Genomic DNA, 14,625 nt, shown 5'->3' on the forward strand with positions numbered 1-14,625 from the left:
CCGTTGGTTCTTTCGCCCCCGCCGCGGCCTTGTTCACCAAGGTCACGTGTGGGTGGGGCCCCGGCGGGGGCGCTTCGGCCTCGCCCGGCGCCGGCGCGCAGGTCGACCCGCACGCGGAGGACATCAGTGGTATCGACAACCTGCTCGAGGAGGGCGGCCCGCTCGAGCCCCAGGACGTGGCCGAGGTCGAGGGCGAGCTCGACGGGCAGGCCGGCCCCTCGGTCGAGGACCGGCTCGTCGAGCGGACAGCCGACCTGCAGCGACTGCAGGCCGAGTTCCTCAACTACAAGCGCCGGGTCGATCGTGACCGTGCCCTGATCGCCGACAACGCGACGTACAAGGTGCTCCAGCCGATCGTCGAGGTGCTCGACACCATCGACCGGGCCCGCGAGCACGGCGAGCTCGAGGGTGGGTTCAAGGCCGTCGCCGAGCAGCTCGAGCGGATCGTTGCCGGACTCGGGCTGAGCCGCTTCGGGGAGCCGGGCGACGCCTTCGACCCGACCGTCCACGAGGCGCTGAGCCACCTCGGCGAGGACGCCGGGGTCGAGGTGCCCACCGCCAAGGTCGTGGCGAAGGCGGGCTACAAGATCAACGACCGGGTCGTGCGAGCCGCACAGGTGCTCGTGGTCGACCCGGTGGACGACTGAGGGCTGATGGCCATCGACGGACACCGCGAGAGGGGGTGCGTGCATGAGTGAGCAGGACCGGTTCCAAGAGGGCTTCAAGAACGACTGGGCGACCAAGGACTTCTACGCCGTGATCGGGGTCGCCAAGGACGCCGACGCGGCCGCCATCAAGAAGGCCTATCGCAAGCTCGCCCGCGCCAACCACCCCGACTCCAACCCCGGCGACACGGTGAAGCACGACCTCTTCAAGAAGATCGCCGAGGCCTACGACGTCATCGGCGACGTCGAGAAGCGCAAGAATTACGACGAGTTCCGCAGGCTGCAGTCCAGTGGCGGCTTCGGCGGCGGCTTCGGCGGCACTCCCCGTGGCGGCGGCGGGGTCGGCTTCGACATCAACGACCTGCTCCGCGACCAGGGTGGCGGTGCCGGCTTCGGGGACATGTTCGGCGACCTCTTCGGCGGCGGTGCGCAGCGCGCGCGCCGGGCACCGCGCCCGACCAGGGGCAACGACCTGGAGGCGAGCACGAAGCTTGCCTTCGAGGATGCGCTCAACGGGACCACGATCTCGTTGCGGCTGACCTCGGATGCGCCCTGCCCGACGTGCGCCGGCACGGGTGGCAAACCCGGCACCCGGCCGCACATCTGTCCCGCCTGCGAGGGCGCCGGGTTCGTCGTCGCCAGCAGCGGAGGCGGGTTCTTGATGAACGAGACCTGCCCCGCCTGCGGTGGCCGGCAGCTCGTGTACGACGAGCCGTGCCCCACCTGCCACGGCTCCGGCCACGGCCCGTCGACCCGCACGATCCAGGCCCGCATCCCGGCCGGGGTCAAGGACGGCCAGAAGATCCGGCTGCGCGGCAAGGGCGGCAAGGGGGAGAACGGCGGAGCGGCGGGCGACCTGATCGTCACCGTGCGTGTCGGCTCGCATGCGGTGTTCGGCCGAAGCGGCGACAACCTCACCCTCGACGTCCCGGTCTCGTTCGACGAGGCGGCCCTGGGTGCGGAGATCAAGATCCCCACCCTGGGTGGAGCCCCGGTCACCTTGAAGATCCCGGCGGGCACCCCCAACGGCCGTACGTTCCGCGTGCGTGGCAAGGGCGTGCCCAAGAAGGACGGCACCACCGGCGATCTGCTCGCGACCCTCGAGGTGCAGGTGCCGGCGACGCTCGGCGACACGGCGCGCGAAGCGCTCGAGGCCTACCGCGCTGCCACCGGACCGTCGTCACTGCGCGCCAAGCTCCTGACGGACGCGACGTGATGAGCGGCTTCGGTGGCCCGGCGCCGGATGCGGCGGTCTACGTCATCAGCGTGGCCGCCGAGCTGACCGGGCTGCATCCGCAGACGCTGCGCGCCTACGAGCGGATGGGTCTGCTGACGCCGGGACGCACCGCCGGGGGCGGCCGGCGCTACTCGCACCACGATCTCGAGCTGTTGCGCGAGATCGCCGACCTCACCGCGCACGGCATCGGCATCGAGGGTGTGCGCCGCATCCTCGAGCTCGACAACCAGGTGACTGCGCTGCGTCATCGCAACGAGGACCTTCAGGCCGAGCTCGTGGCCACCCGGGCGGCGCTGCGTCAGGCCCGCGCGGCCGCGGGCGCCGTACGCCCCAACACGCTGCCGATCCTGCGCCACTCGGTCGCCGGCCAGTCGGTCGTGGTCTGGCGTCCGAACTGACCTCAGCTCCGCAGCACAGCCCGCTGGGCGATGGTGAGGAAGAGCGCGGCTGACAGGTCCGCTCCCCGGGCGTCGGCCCCGCGCAGGTCCGCGCCGAGGAGGTCGGCGTCGGTGAGGTCGCACTCACGCAGGTCGACACCGAGGAGGACCGCGCCGCGCAGCGCCGCCCCGCGCAGGTCGAGCCGGCGCAGGTCGCGCCCCGCGAGGTCCTGACCGGCCAGGTCGAGGGCGTCCGGCCAGCGCGAGCGGGCGATACGGCTCGCCTCCGCCAGGACGGCTCCCACCTCGCGCCGCAGCTCGTCGATGTCCTGTGCGAGCAGCTCGTCCGCAGTCGCACCGATCAGGGCGACGAGGCGTTCGACCCACGGTTCCGCGTCGCTGGCTCCGCGGCGATCGGCCTCATCGAGCAGCGCGAGCATCTCGTGCAGCTGGCGCATCACCGAGAGTACGGCCGCCATCTCGCCGAGGTTGCCGCCCTCGCGCCAGGAGACCCCGGCGTAGGTCACCTGCGAGACCTGCTGGCCGGCGCCGAAGCAGTCGAAGGCGACGCAGCCGGACCAGCCGTCCTCGGTCAGGGTCGCGTGGATGCTGCACCTGTCGTCCACGTCGAGGTTGTGGCACGCCCGCCCGCCCGGCTTGGTCTCGGGGAAGCTCTCACCCTTCGAGAAGGGCAGCAGCACACAGCACAGCGCGAAGCACTGCGAGCAGTCGGCCTGCAGGACGGGAAGGCTCATCCCGTCGCCCGATCGGCGAGGAAGGCGTCGACCTCGGCCCTGGTCGGCGCGGTGGCCGGACCGCGTCGTGTCACCTTGATCGCGGCGGCCGCGTTGGCGCGGCGACAGCCCTCGACCCACGACGCGCCCGCGGCGACCTCGGCCAGCAGCGCGCCGGTGTGGGTGTCGCCGGCGCCGTTGGTGTCGACCGGTGTCTGCGGGAAGCCGCGCACCACGACGGTGTCGCCCCCGGCCAAGACCGCGCAGCCGGCCGCGCCGTCGCGGACGATCGTGACGGCGTCACCGCGGAGCAGGGGGGCGATCGCCGCAGTGACCTCCGCGAGCCCGTCGGCGGCGGGAGTGAGGTCGAGGGCGACCAACAGGTCGGCGGCCTCCTCCTCGTTGCTCGACCAGACGTCGGTGTGGGTGAGCATCTCGGCCCGCACGGAGGGGGACAGGCCGGCGAAGGCAGAGCCCGGGTCGAGGACCACGACGACGCCCTCGTCGAGAGTGCCCAGCCAGGCCAGCAGCGGTTCGCCCGTCTGTGCGAGCGCGAGTGAGAAGCCGGTCACGCAGACGAGGTCGCCGGGCCGGGGGGCCGACGTCTCGAGCGATTCGACGGTGATCTCCCGCTCGGCACCCAACGTCGTCACGAAGGTGCGCTCTGCGGTGGGTTCAATCAGGACGACACAGATGCCGGTGTCGTGTTCGGCGACGGGGGGCGCGCTCACGGCGATGCCCTCCTCGGCCAAGGCATGGCGGACCAGGTCGCCGTGCGGACCGGTGCCGTGGGCCCCGGCGTGCACGCAGTCGGCCCCGAACCTGGCGGCGGCGACGAGCACGGTCACGGCTCCGCCGGCATAGTCGGTGACCGACGTGGCCATCACGTTCTGTCCCCGGGCCGGCAGGTCCGGCACCTCGATCACCACATCGACGAGGGCCTGACCGGTGTGGATCACCCGCGTCACCCCAGCACCTCGGCGGTTGTCGCGATGGTGATCTGCGGCGGGTAGAGCGCCATCACGTCCAGCGCCGCCCGGTGGTTCTCCGGGGTCGAGCCGGCACAGGCGTCGGACACGATCGTCACGGTGGCCCCGGCGTCGGCGGCGGCGAGGGCCGTGGAGATGACGCAGCAGTCGGTCGAGACTCCGGCTAGCACCAACCGCGGGGTGGGGCCGGTGGTCGCGGCCAGGTCCGGGCCCCACTTGCCGAAGGTCGGTGCGGTGACGACGGTGTGGGCCAGGTCAACCAGTTCGTCGACGACGTCGAAGAGCCGGTCGTCGGCCGGCACGTCCGCGAACGGCCACGCCCGGAGGTAGGCCGCCCAGCTCCCGTGCGCGGGACGGGGGGCCACCCAGCGGGTGACCACGGTGCGGTCTGGGGCGGCGCCGGCGAGGCGGCGTACGGGCTCGAGGATGTCGCCGAACATCGGCGAACCCCAGGGGCTCTCGGGCGCGGCGAAGATGCGTTGGGGGTCGATCACGACCAGCCAGGCGTCGGGATGCATGTGTCCACGATGTCAGCAATGTCCCGGTGGCGGTGACGGGAGGCGCCTGGTGGCGCGGTGGCCCCCCTGCTCACCCCAGGTGCTTGCGGTCCGTCGCGGAGACCCGGGTGGTCCGACCCAGGTCGGCGCGCCGGCCAGCAGCCTGACCGTCGGCGACGCCACCCCCGGACAGGTAGCGCGGGCGGGCCGTGCGAAGCGTCGGGTAGGTCGTGGCGGCAGAGCGCTCGGCCAGCGTCGCGCGGTCGGCCAGGACGAGGGCGGCAGTGGTGCCCGCTGCGGCGAAGTCCTGCTCCGAGTCGCGCGCCGCCGCACTCTCCGCCTCCTCGAGGCGGCGTCCGATCGCCGAAGCGAAGCCGAGCCACCAGGTGCGGCGGTAGGCCGCCGGGTGGTCGCCGGGCGGGACTCCTCGGCGGGTGAGCTCGCCGGCGCCCTGCACCATGAGACTGGTCAGCAGCATCTCGGCCAGCACCAGGTCGGTCGTGTGGCCGAAGAGATGCAGCGAGTGGGCGGTCTCGCGCGCCCCTCTCTGTCTGCGCAGGACCGCGCTGCACCGCAGGCCGCGGGCGACGGCGGCACCCAGCGTGGCCTTCTCCTGCGCGTACGGCGCCAGCAGCTCGACGGTGAGGTCGCCGACCACCTCGCGCCCCGGATCGCCGGCCGCGAGCAGGGCTGCGTCGACGCCGTGGCGCGCCATCAGCTCGGCGGCCTTGGCGTTGAACGCCTCCGCCTCGGCGGTGGTAGCGGCCGGATCCTCGGCCTGCGCGAGCAGCTTGCGGATCCTGGCCAGCTTGTCGTCGTACATCGCTCTCCCTTGCACCCCGGAGACGCACGATGGCACGACCCACCGACAACCCCGCGCGCACCCTCGGATCCGGACCGCAGGCGGCCGGCGGCAAACGTCCCAGAGTTGAGTGGAATCGACTCAACTTCTGGCGTGTTGACCCGGTGTGGGACCACAGTGGTCAGCACCTAACCATGGAGGAGACAGGCAATCGTGAGTCAGTTCGGTGCCGAGAAGTTCACCACCCGCAGTCGCGAGGTCATCGAGGCCGCGCAGCTGTCCGCCACCACCGCCGGCAACACGCAGACCGAGCCCATCCACCTGCTGGTCGCGCTGCTGCGCCAGGAGGACGGCACGGCTCGCAACCTGATCGCCAAGGCCGGCCTCGACGCGGCCGTCATCACGGCGCAGGCCGAGCAGGCGATGGGCTCGCTGCCCAAGGCGAGCGGCGCCACCGTCCAGCAGCCTGCGGCCAGTGCCGCGCTCACCCGCGTGCTCGCCAGCGGCCTCGACCTCGCGGGCAGCATGAAGGACGACTACGTCGCCACCGAGCACCTCTTCATCGCGCTCGCGACCGTCGAGTCGACGGCCCGCAAGATCCTCACGGACGCGGGTCTCACCGAGGCAGGGCTGCGGGAGGGGCTGACGGCCATCCGGGGCAACAGGCGCGTCACGAGCCAGGATGCGGAGTCGACGTACGAGAGCCTCGAGAAGTACTCCGTCGACCTCACCCAGGCTGCGCAGGAGGGTCGGCTCGACCCCGTCATCGGTCGCGACGCCGAGATCCGGCGGGTGATTCAGGTGTTGTCGCGGCGTACGAAGAACAACCCGGTGCTCATCGGTGAGCCCGGCGTGGGCAAGACCGCCGTCGTCGAGGGCCTCGCCCAACGTGTCGTCGACGGCGACGTGCCCGACTCGCTGAAGGGTCGGCGCCTGCTCAGTCTCGACCTGGCCGCGATGGTGGCCGGCGCGAAGTACCGCGGTGAGTTCGAGGAGCGGCTCAAGGCCGTGCTCGAGGAGATCAAGGAGGCCGGCGGCCAGATCATCACCTTCATCGACGAGCTGCACACGGTCGTCGGAGCGGGCGCCGGCGGCGACTCCGCCATGGACGCGGGCAACATGCTCAAGCCGATGCTGGCCCGGGGTGAGCTGCACATGATCGGCGCCACGACGCTCGACGAATACCGCGAGCGGATCGAGAAGGACCCCGCGCTGGAGCGTCGCTTCCAGCAGGTCTTCGTGGGCGAGCCCAGCGTCGAGGACACGATCCAGATCCTGCGCGGCATCCAGGAGAAGTACGAGGCGCACCACGGGGTGCGCATCACCGACGCCGCGCTCGTGGCGGCCGCGACCCTGAGCGACCGCTACATCACTGGCCGCCAGCTGCCCGACAAGGCGATCGACCTGATCGACGAGGCTTCGTCGCGCCTGCGGATGGAGCACGAGTCCAGCCCCGAGGAGATCGACCAGCTCCGGCGCCAGGTCGATCGGCTGAAGATGGAGGAGTTCGCGCTCGCCAAGGAGAGCGACGACGCCTCGGTCGAACGGCTGGCCGTGCTGCGTGCCGACCTCGCCGACCGCGAGGAGGAGCTGCGTGGCTTCGAGGCGCGCTGGGAGCGGGAGAAGTCCACGCTCGAGGGCGAGGGTGAGCTCCGCCGCCAGCTCGATGCGCTGCGGATCGAGGCGGACAAGCTGCTTCGCGACGGCGACCTCGCGGGCGCGAGCAAGATCAACTACGAGTCGATCCCGGCGCTGGAGAAGCAGATCGCCTCCGCCGAGACCTCCGAGGGGGAGGTCGTCGACAAGCTCGTCGGCGACGAGGTCGGTGCGGAGCAGATCGCCGACGTGGTCGAGGCCTGGACCGGCATCCCCACGGGTCGACTCCTGCAGGGCGAGACCGCCAAGCTGTTGGAGATGGAGTCGGTCATCGGCGCGCGACTGATCGGTCAGCGTGACGCCGTCACGGCGGTGTCCGACGCCGTACGCCGCTCGCGGGCCGGCATCGCCGACCCGAACCGGCCGACGGGGTCCTTCCTCTTCCTCGGCCCGACCGGCACCGGCAAGACCGAGCTCGCCAAGGCGCTGGCCGACTTCCTCTTCGACGACGAGCGGGCGATCGTCCGCATCGACATGAGCGAGTATTCGGAGAAGCACTCGGTCTCGCGCCTCGTCGGTGCCCCTCCCGGCTATGTCGGCTACGACGAGGGTGGGCAGCTCACCGAGGCGGTGCGGCGCCGGCCCTACAGCGTGGTCCTGCTGGACGAGGTGGAGAAGGCCCACCCGGAGGTCTTCGACATCCTGCTACAGGTGCTCGACGACGGTCGCCTCACCGACGGCCAGGGCCGCACGGTCGACTTCCGCAACACGATCCTGATCCTGACCAGCAATCTCGGCTCGCAGTTCCTCGTCGACCCGATGCTGAGCCCGGAGCAGAAGAAGGCGTCCGTGATGGGGGTCGTGCGGGCGTCCTTCAAGCCGGAGTTCCTCAACCGGCTCGACGAGATCGTCCTGTTCGACGCCCTGACCAAGGACGACCTCGCACGCATCGTGGACCTGCAGCTCGCGCTGCTCGAGCAACGGCTGGCGGTCCGCCGGATCACCATCCACGTCACCGACGCGGCTCGCGGCTGGCTGGCGGAGACCGGCTACGACCCCGCGTACGGCGCCCGGCCGCTGCGCCGCCTGATCCAGTCGGCGATCGGCGACTCGCTCGCGCGACTGCTGATCGGTGGCGAGGTCACCGACGGCGGCACCGTCACCGTCGATGTGGGCGAGGACGGTCTGCTGCTGACCTGACTGCTGACCTGACCCCCGACCGGGCGACCGGGCCCCTGACCGGGCGACCGGGCGATATCCATGGGCGCGATGGCTCGGAAACGGCTGGATCTCGAGCCATCCCGCCCATGGATATCCCGGTCAGTCGTCGTGGGGCGTACGCCGCAGCCAGCTCCCGGCGAAGAGCGCCCAGAGCACCAGCACGGGCTGGAAGAACAGCCGGATCAGTCGCGCGCGATCCGAGTCGAGCCCGAAGGCGTCCACGCCCTCGACGTACTGGGCGATGTTGCCCGGGAAGATCGCCACGAAGAATGCGGCGAGCAGCCCGCCGACGACCCGCCGGCGCTTCGGCAGGGCGACGAAGGCCGCGCCGAGGCCGATCTCGACGACGCCGGAGGCGAGCACGGTGAGGTCCTCGTCGAGCGGGAACCACCCGGGCACCTGGGCTCGGAACTCCTCGCGCTGGGTCGTCAGGTGCAGCACACCGGCGCCCACCATCGCGACGCCGAGCGCCAGTCGGGCAAGGGTCTGCGCTCGCGACGTCATGCGCTCACTGTAGGGGCAGCACCTTGCCCGGATTCAGCAGCCCGTCGGGGTCGATCGCACGCTTGATCGCACGCATCAGGTCCACCTCGACGTCGCTCTTGTACGCCGCAGCGGCGGCCGCCTTCCCGGAGCCGAGCCCGTGCTCGGCGCTGATGGAGCCGCCGAGCTCGACCGTGCAGTCGTGCACGATCGCGGACAGCGCCGCCGTGTGGGTCACGAAGTCGTCGCCGGACAGGTCGGCGGGCCTGCTCAGGTTGTAGTGCAGGTTCCCGTCGCCGACGTGGCCGAAGATGACGGGCCGGACCCCGGGGAGCGCGTGCTCCAGCGCCGGGGCGAGGCGATCCACCAACGAGGAGAGCGAGGTGATGGGCACCGACACGTCATGCTTGATCGTCGGGCCGAGCGACTCCTGCGCCTCCGAGACGCGTTCGCGCATCGCCCAGAGCCCGGCACGCTGGGCCGGGGAGCCGGCGACGGCCGCGTCGAGCACGAGACCCGCTCCGACAGCCGCGCCGAGCGCGCGTTCCAGGTCGTCGTCGACGGGCGCGCCCGAGGGGCCCGCGAGCTCGATCAGCCCGAACCACTCGGCGTCCGAGGCGAGCGGGTCCTGCAGGCCCTGGTCGACCACGAGGTCGAGGGCCGCTCGGGAGACCAGCTCCCAGGTGGTGAGTCGCTCGGCGGCATACTCGCGCAGGACGGGGAGCAGGGCGGCTGCCGCCGAGACGGAGGGGAGGGCCACCCAGGCGGTGGCCCGAGCCGGGGTTGCGGGATGCAGCACGAGCACGGCGCACGTCACGATGCCGAGGGTCCCCTCGGCGCCGATGAAGAGCTGCGTCAGGTCGTAGCCGGTGTTGTCCTTGCGCAGCGACCTCAGCCCGTCCCACACGCGCCCGTCGGGCAGCACGACCTCGAGGCCGAGGACGAGGTTGCGCATCATTCCGTAGCGCAGCACCGCGGTGCCGCCGGCGTTCGTGGCGATGTTGCCGCCGATCGTGCAGCTGCCCTCCGAGCCGAGGGACAGCGGGAACAGCCGGTCGACCGCCGTGGCCGCGGCCTGCACGTCCGCGAGCACCACGCCGGCCTCGACGGTGATCGTCCCGCCGGCCGCGTCGACGTCGCGGATCGACCGCATGCGCCCCAGCGACAGCACGATCTGCGTGCCGTCACCGGACGGGACCGCGCCGCCGCACATGCCCGTGTTGCCGCCCTGCGGCACGATCGCCACACCAGCGGCGTGGGCCAGGCGCGCCACGGCAGCGACCTCCGCCGTCGACGCCGGTCGGACGACAGCCAGGGGCGTGCCGCCGTAGGCGCCGCGCCAGTCCGTCGCGTACGCCGCAACGTCGGCTGCGTCCGTCAGCACGTGCTCGCCGCCGACGGCGTCGCGCAGGTCTGTCAGCAGGTCCGGCACAGGTTCCTCCTGGGAGCGGTCGGTCGAGCAGCACGGCGATGAGCCGGCGCCGTCACGAGGATGGTCTCGCGGTCAGCATCCTCCCCGGTCCGGTGGTGCGTGGAGTTCCGGATCGGGATTGCGCCGTCGTGGAAGTGGACGGCCTCGAGGCGCCCCGACAGGATGGCCGGATGAGCCAGCCCTGCGTCGTGCGCGTCGGCCCCCTGATGCCGTTCCTGGAGGATGCGCTCGAGCGCGAGTATGCCGCCCCGTCGCTCGCCGAGGTCGGCACGCAGACCGCTGGCCTCACGGTTGCGGTGGCGGGTGGCGGCACGATCATCGGAGCTGCCGAGATGGACGCGCTGCCCGGACTCAGGGCCGTTGCCAACTTCGGTGTCGGCTACGACAACGTCGACGTCGAGGAGGCGACCCGTCGCGGCATCGTCGTCTCGAACACGCCGGACGTGCTCACCGACGCCGTCGCCGACCTGACGGTCGTGTTGGTGCTCGACGTCCTGCGCCAGGTGAGCTCGGCCGATCGGTTCGTACGCCGCGGGGAGTGGGCCGCCGGCGGACGCTTCCCGCTCACCCGCGAGGTCCGCGGGACGGTCGTCGGCATCCTCGGACTGGGTCGGATCGGCGAGGCGGTGGCGCAGCGCCTCGAACCGTTCGGGGCGCGGATCGCGTATCACTCGCGCAGTCCCAAGCAGGTGCCGTGGGCGTTTCACGTGAGCCCGGTGGAGCTGGCCAGGGCCAGCGACGTGCTCGTCGTGCTGACCCCGGGAGGCGCCGACACGCACCACCTCGTCGACGCGTCGGTGATCGATGCGCTCGGGCCGGACGGGTTCCTCGTCAACGTCTCCCGCGGCTCGGTGGTCGACGAGACTGCGCTGGTCGCGGCGCTGGAGGAGGGCCGGCTGGCCGGCGCGGGACTGGACGTCTTCGCCGACGAGCCGCATGTGCCGACCGCCCTGCTCGGGCGCGATGACGTGGTCCTCCTGCCGCACGTCGGCAGCGCGACCGTGCAGACCCGCGAGGCGATGGCGACCCTGGTGCTCGACAACGTCGCCGCCTTCCTGGCGACAGGTCGCCTCGTCACGCCGGTGAGCTGACGCAGCGACTCGGCGCCAGGACCGGCTCCGCTGCCCGAGCGGTGCTCAGGCGGTGCTCACGCGGTGATGGCGTCCCCGTGCAGCTTGGCGTCGAGCAGGTGATCCCGACGTCGCGCCAGGTCAGTCACTGCCTCGAGGAACCGGGTGGTGCTGTCGCCGACCTGGATGTCGTCGAAGTAGAAGTGACGCATCGCGAGCCGATCCAGGTGGTGCTCGTCATGGTCGAGGCGGGTGGCCAGCAGCCCGGTCAGCTCCTCCAGCCTGGATTCGTCGATCACGTCGGCGCAGTGGCTCACCGGTACGTCGTTGCGGAAGCGATCCGCGTCCTGGTGGCGGTCGGTGATGAGGATCGGCTTGTCGGTGCACAGGTAGAGCCAGTCGAGGCCCACGGAGGACACGTCGGTCACCATCGCGTCGCAGTCGGGCATGACGGCGAGGATGTTGCCGGTCAGCACGGTCGTGTGGCCGGCGGACGGTTCGCGGGCGGCCGCCGCGTTCATCAGGGCCAGGATGGCGAGGTGGCCGGACCGGATGGCGGGCGCGAGGCTGGTGGTCACCTTCGGGTGCGGCTTGTACACGACACGCACGTCGGGGACGGCCAGGATGAGGCGCACGATCTCCGGGCCGATGGTGTCGATGGACGTGTAGTCGTTGTAGTCCGCGTCGCCCTCCCAGGTGGGGGCATACAGGACCGTACGTCGTGTGGTGGGCGCGAGCAGGGGAGCCGGGTGCAGGTCGAGCTGCGGCCGACCGATACGCACCAGACGGCTGGCGTCGAACTCCATCAGCCCGTCGAGGTGGCGCTGCACCGCGGCCTCGCCGGCCACGAAGACGCGGTCGTAGGCCTTGGCGTTGTTGCTCGCCATGCTCTGCTTGTCGCTCTCACCGTGGTTGATGTGCACGTGCAGCATCCGGGTGTCGACGAGCGACTGGAAGTTCAGTGGCGAGTTGTTGCAGTAGAGGACGACCTTCGCGTCGAGAGCTGCATACAGCTCGGTCAGCTCGGAGAACGTCGGGGCCAGGTGGAGCGACAGGCTCGTTCGCGTCGACAGCAGGGCGGCGACGTCGGCGTCTCGAACGACGATGCCCACCGGCTGCTGCGCGTGCAGGACCTCGAGGACCTCCAGCCACTGGATCAGCTGGTAGCTCCGCGTGGGGTCGTCTGCGTAGTACGCAAGGACGTGGACGTCGTTCACACCGAGATTCTAGTGGGCAACGCCTGTCGCGCGCCGCGATCGGCGGGGTCAGGATCTCGTGGGGTTCTGCCGTCCCGCTGCGCGAGGCCTCGACCTTGTGATGGGGTTGGCTTCGGCCGCGGGCATTCGGGTGCTCGTCGTGGCAAGGGGAGAGACGCGTGGAACACGTTGGTGACGAGCTTGAGACGCGCTCCAGCACCTGGTCGGACGACGGGACCAGGGCGTCGCTCAAGGTGCTGGCCGAGGGCGCGGCCGAGCTCGCCGGCTTCGGGGAGGCCGCCATCAGCGTGCGTCGCGGTGACGTCCTGGAGGTCGTCGCCACGGCCGGGCTGGGGGTCGTCGACATGATCGGCACGCAGCTGGCGGTCGAGGTGCTGGTCGCCGAGCTGGCCAAGGCGGACCACTGGGGAGTGCTCCGGTTCGTCCCGCACGAGCGGGTGGGCGCAGCGATCCTCGAGTCCAGCCATGTCTCGTCGGCGGAGATCGAGGTCGAGCCCGGCGCCTGGCACCCGGTGGACCTGCTCCTGGCTCCGCTGCTGGACGGCGACGGGGAGATCTGCGGACTGTTGTCGGTGGACTCGCCGGTCGACGGTCGCCGTCCCGAGCACCTCCAGCGTGCCGCGCTGAGCAGTTATGCCGGCGTCGCCCGCACGCAGGTGCTCCTGGCTCTCGAGCGGGAGGAGCTGCAGGCCAGGGTCCGCCTGTCCACCGAGGCCCGTGCGCTGGTCCGTCGCGCCCTCAGTGAGGACTCCCTGGACAAGGTGGTCGAGGCCAGCCGGACCGCTCTCGCCGAGTGCTTCGACGCGGCGGGAATGTGGCTCTCCGCCTTCGACACGGACGGCGCTGCGGCGACGACGTGGTGGTCCCACCACGGCTACGACCTGCCGATGTTCGCCGAGCTCGACGAGCTCGCGGTCAAGCTGGCACACAGCTACTGGCAGGACCAGTACGTCGCGCACCTCTCGCGCGAGCACATCGCGCACCCCGGGCTCACCGCCGACGAGGCCGGGCTCGTCCTCGACTTCTTCGAGAGCGTCCATGTCGCCTCGGTGCTCTTCGTGCCCCTGGGAGCCGGGTCCGAGTGCCTGGGCTACCTGGTCCTCACCCGGATCTCGGACTCGTCGCCGTGGACCGAGATGGAGTACGACGCCGCGCTCGACATCGGCCATGACCTCGGTCGCGCGATCGCGACCGCGCGGCAGCTGGAGCAGGAACGTACGCTGGTCGACCGCCTCCGCGAGCTGGACCGCTATCGCACCGAGCTGATGAACACCGTCGCCCACGAGCTGCGCAACCCGCTGGCCTCCGTGTCGGGCCACCTCGAGCTGATCGAGGAAGAGGATCTCAGCGACGACGTGCGCCGCTCGGTCGAGGCCGCGATCCGTGGGACCGGGCGTCTGTTGGCTGTGGTCGAGGACCTCCTGGCCATGGCGCACGTCTCCGACCCGGATGCCGTGTTCGACCCGGTCCCGGTGGACCTCCGGTCCGTCGTCGCGGCTGTCGTCGACGAGTGCGTCCACGCCGCCAGCGCGAGGTCGATCACGATCTCGACCGACGTGACCACCGATGACGCGATCGTCTCGGGACACCCGGACGAGCTGCACCGCCTTGTCGCGAATCTGGTGACCAACGCGGTCAAGTACTCCGACGAAGGCTCCCGCGTCGCCCTGGAGCTGGCGCGCGGAGAGCGGGACGTCGTGATCAGGGTGGTCGATCACGGGCTCGGGATCTCGGAGGAGGACCAGCTCGACCTCTTCAAGGAGTTCTTCCGCTCCAGCAACCCCGAGGCGCTCTCGCGCCCGGGCAGCGGGCTCGGCCTGGTCATCGTCGACCGCATCGTGCGCCGGCACGGCGGCGGCCTCGACGTCGAGTCGTCGCTGGGCCACGGCACGACCGTCACGGTCAGGCTCCCCGCTTCGTCCTAAGCTGTGATGCCCACCTCGGCGTACCCCTCGCGATAGCTCGGTCGGGTCGGCTCCCAGCCCGTGGCGCGGAGCCGCGCGTTGGACAGCCGCTTGCCGTGACCGTGCGCGGGGTCTGCTCGCTGCGGTGCCGCGACACCCAGGCGATCAGCGAGGAACCCGGCGACGTCGCCGAGCTGGGCGGGCTCGTCGTCGGTGCCGAGGTAGAGCCGCTCGGGCGGCTCCGGTCGCGTCAACAGATGGACGACCGCGGCCGCGGCGTCCTCGCGGTGGATGCGGTTGGTCCATCGGTGCGGGTCGTCGATCCGCCCCTCGCGCACCTGGTCGAGCAGTCGGGTGCTGTGGCCGCCGTACAACCCCGACAGCCGCAGCACGGTGCCGCC

General features: G+C 71.3%; 13 protein-coding genes and 1 pseudogene. 6 read left to right on the forward strand and 8 right to left on the reverse strand.

Annotation, left to right across the window (positions count from 1 at the left end; genetic code table 11):
• The first annotated feature begins 29 nt into the window (after positions 1 to 29).
• Genes grpE through RMO85_RS00695 form a run of 3 tightly spaced genes read left to right on the forward strand, consistent with a single transcriptional unit; the run spans position 30 to position 2,300 of the window.
• Positions 30 to 647: a nucleotide exchange factor GrpE gene (grpE, locus tag RMO85_RS00685; protein ID WP_310525831.1), complete on the forward strand. Its 618-nt coding sequence runs from the start codon at positions 30 to 32 to the stop codon at positions 645 to 647.
• Between the two features lie 43 nt (positions 648 to 690).
• Positions 691 to 1,881 carry a molecular chaperone DnaJ gene (gene dnaJ, locus RMO85_RS00690; protein ID WP_310525817.1) on the forward strand — a complete coding sequence of 397 codons (1,191 nt, stop codon included), beginning with the start codon at positions 691 to 693 and terminating at the stop codon, positions 1,879 to 1,881.
• A complete protein-coding gene (locus RMO85_RS00695; RefSeq protein WP_310525818.1) occupies positions 1,881 to 2,300 on the forward strand; it encodes a heat shock protein transcriptional repressor HspR in 420 nt (139 codons plus the stop codon). Before dnaJ ends, RMO85_RS00695 begins: the two co-directional genes overlap by 1 nt.
• A gap of 2 nt (positions 2,301 to 2,302) precedes the next feature.
• On the opposite strand, the gene RMO85_RS00700 is transcribed toward RMO85_RS00695, so the two are convergent.
• The 4 genes from RMO85_RS00700 to RMO85_RS00715 form a co-directional block, all read right to left on the reverse strand.
• Positions 2,303 to 3,034 (reverse strand): pentapeptide repeat-containing protein, encoded by a 732-nt coding sequence (locus RMO85_RS00700; protein WP_310525819.1) that lies wholly within the window; start codon positions 3,032 to 3,034, stop codon positions 2,303 to 2,305.
• Positions 3,031 to 3,981: a PfkB family carbohydrate kinase gene (locus tag RMO85_RS00705; protein WP_310525821.1), complete on the reverse strand. Its 951-nt coding sequence runs from the start codon at positions 3,979 to 3,981 to the stop codon at positions 3,031 to 3,033. The genes RMO85_RS00700 and RMO85_RS00705 overlap by 4 nt, the downstream gene beginning before the upstream one ends.
• Complete coding sequence (locus tag RMO85_RS00710) at positions 3,978 to 4,520, reverse strand: isochorismatase family protein (RefSeq protein WP_310525822.1); 543 nt, start codon at positions 4,518 to 4,520, stop codon at positions 3,978 to 3,980. Before RMO85_RS00710 ends, RMO85_RS00705 begins: the two co-directional genes overlap by 4 nt.
• Before the next feature lie 70 nt (positions 4,521 to 4,590).
• Positions 4,591 to 5,322, reverse strand: a complete 732-nt coding sequence (locus RMO85_RS00715; RefSeq protein ID WP_310525823.1) for a DUF2786 domain-containing protein — start codon at positions 5,320 to 5,322, stop codon at positions 4,591 to 4,593.
• Between the two features lie 192 nt (positions 5,323 to 5,514).
• Between RMO85_RS00715 and clpB the strand changes: the two genes are divergently transcribed.
• Positions 5,515 to 8,097 (forward strand): ATP-dependent chaperone ClpB, encoded by a 2,583-nt coding sequence (gene clpB / locus RMO85_RS00720; protein ID WP_310525824.1) that lies wholly within the window; start codon positions 5,515 to 5,517, stop codon positions 8,095 to 8,097.
• A 120-nt stretch (positions 8,098 to 8,217) separates the two neighbouring features.
• On the opposite strand, the gene RMO85_RS00725 is transcribed toward clpB, so the two are convergent.
• Together RMO85_RS00725 and RMO85_RS00730 are read right to left on the reverse strand one after the other, a co-directional pair.
• Positions 8,218 to 8,622: a hypothetical protein gene (locus tag RMO85_RS00725; RefSeq protein ID WP_310525825.1), complete on the reverse strand. Its 405-nt coding sequence runs from the start codon at positions 8,620 to 8,622 to the stop codon at positions 8,218 to 8,220.
• 4 nt (positions 8,623 to 8,626) lie between these two features.
• Complete coding sequence (locus RMO85_RS00730; protein ID WP_310525826.1) at positions 8,627 to 10,033, reverse strand: FAD-binding oxidoreductase; 1,407 nt, start codon at positions 10,031 to 10,033, stop codon at positions 8,627 to 8,629.
• A gap of 170 nt (positions 10,034 to 10,203) precedes the next feature.
• Between RMO85_RS00730 and RMO85_RS00735 the strand changes: the two genes are divergently transcribed.
• Positions 10,204 to 11,124 (forward strand): 2-hydroxyacid dehydrogenase, encoded by a 921-nt coding sequence (locus RMO85_RS00735; RefSeq protein WP_310525828.1) that lies wholly within the window; start codon positions 10,204 to 10,206, stop codon positions 11,122 to 11,124.
• Between the two features lie 56 nt (positions 11,125 to 11,180).
• Here the strand turns inward: RMO85_RS00735 and RMO85_RS00740 are convergent, their stop codons facing one another.
• Positions 11,181 to 12,320: a CDP-glycerol glycerophosphotransferase family protein gene (locus RMO85_RS00740; RefSeq protein ID WP_310525829.1), complete on the reverse strand. Its 1,140-nt coding sequence runs from the start codon at positions 12,318 to 12,320 to the stop codon at positions 11,181 to 11,183.
• Between the two features lie 158 nt (positions 12,321 to 12,478).
• Here RMO85_RS00740 and RMO85_RS00745 point away from each other — a divergent pair, with 158 nt between their 5' ends.
• Positions 12,479 to 14,245 (forward strand): HAMP domain-containing sensor histidine kinase, encoded by a 1,767-nt coding sequence (locus RMO85_RS00745; protein ID WP_310525830.1) that lies wholly within the window; start codon positions 12,479 to 12,481, stop codon positions 14,243 to 14,245.
• On the opposite strand, the pseudogene RMO85_RS00750 reads toward RMO85_RS00745, so the two are convergent.
• A pseudogene (locus RMO85_RS00750) lies at positions 14,242 to 14,625 on the reverse strand (hypothetical protein); the annotation flags it as partial. The gene RMO85_RS00745 and the pseudogene RMO85_RS00750 sit on opposite strands and share 4 nt — an antisense overlap.

It is taken from the genome of Nocardioides sp. (assembly GCF_031422975.1).
In the GTDB taxonomy this organism is placed as follows: Bacteria; Actinomycetota; Actinomycetes; order Propionibacteriales; family Nocardioidaceae; genus Nocardioides.

What these genes read in the sequence shown, in the direction of transcription:
- dnaJ (WP_310525817.1), top strand. Translation starts at nt 691, where the DNA reads ATGAGTGAGCAGGACCGGTTCCAAGAGGGCTTCAAGAACGACTGGGCG.
- RMO85_RS00695 (WP_310525818.1), top strand. Translation starts at nt 1,881, where the DNA reads ATGAGCGGCTTCGGTGGCCCGGCGCCGGATGCGGCGGTCTACGTCATC.
- RMO85_RS00700 (WP_310525819.1), bottom strand. Translation starts at nt 3,034, where the DNA reads ATGAGCCTTCCCGTCCTGCAGGCCGACTGCTCGCAGTGCTTCGCGCTG.
- RMO85_RS00710 (WP_310525822.1), bottom strand. Translation starts at nt 4,520, where the DNA reads ATGCATCCCGACGCCTGGCTGGTCGTGATCGACCCCCAACGCATCTTC.
- RMO85_RS00715 (WP_310525823.1), bottom strand. Translation starts at nt 5,322, where the DNA reads ATGTACGACGACAAGCTGGCCAGGATCCGCAAGCTGCTCGCGCAGGCC.
- RMO85_RS00725 (WP_310525825.1), bottom strand. Translation starts at nt 8,622, where the DNA reads ATGACGTCGCGAGCGCAGACCCTTGCCCGACTGGCGCTCGGCGTCGCG.
- RMO85_RS00735 (WP_310525828.1), top strand. Translation starts at nt 10,204, where the DNA reads ATGAGCCAGCCCTGCGTCGTGCGCGTCGGCCCCCTGATGCCGTTCCTG.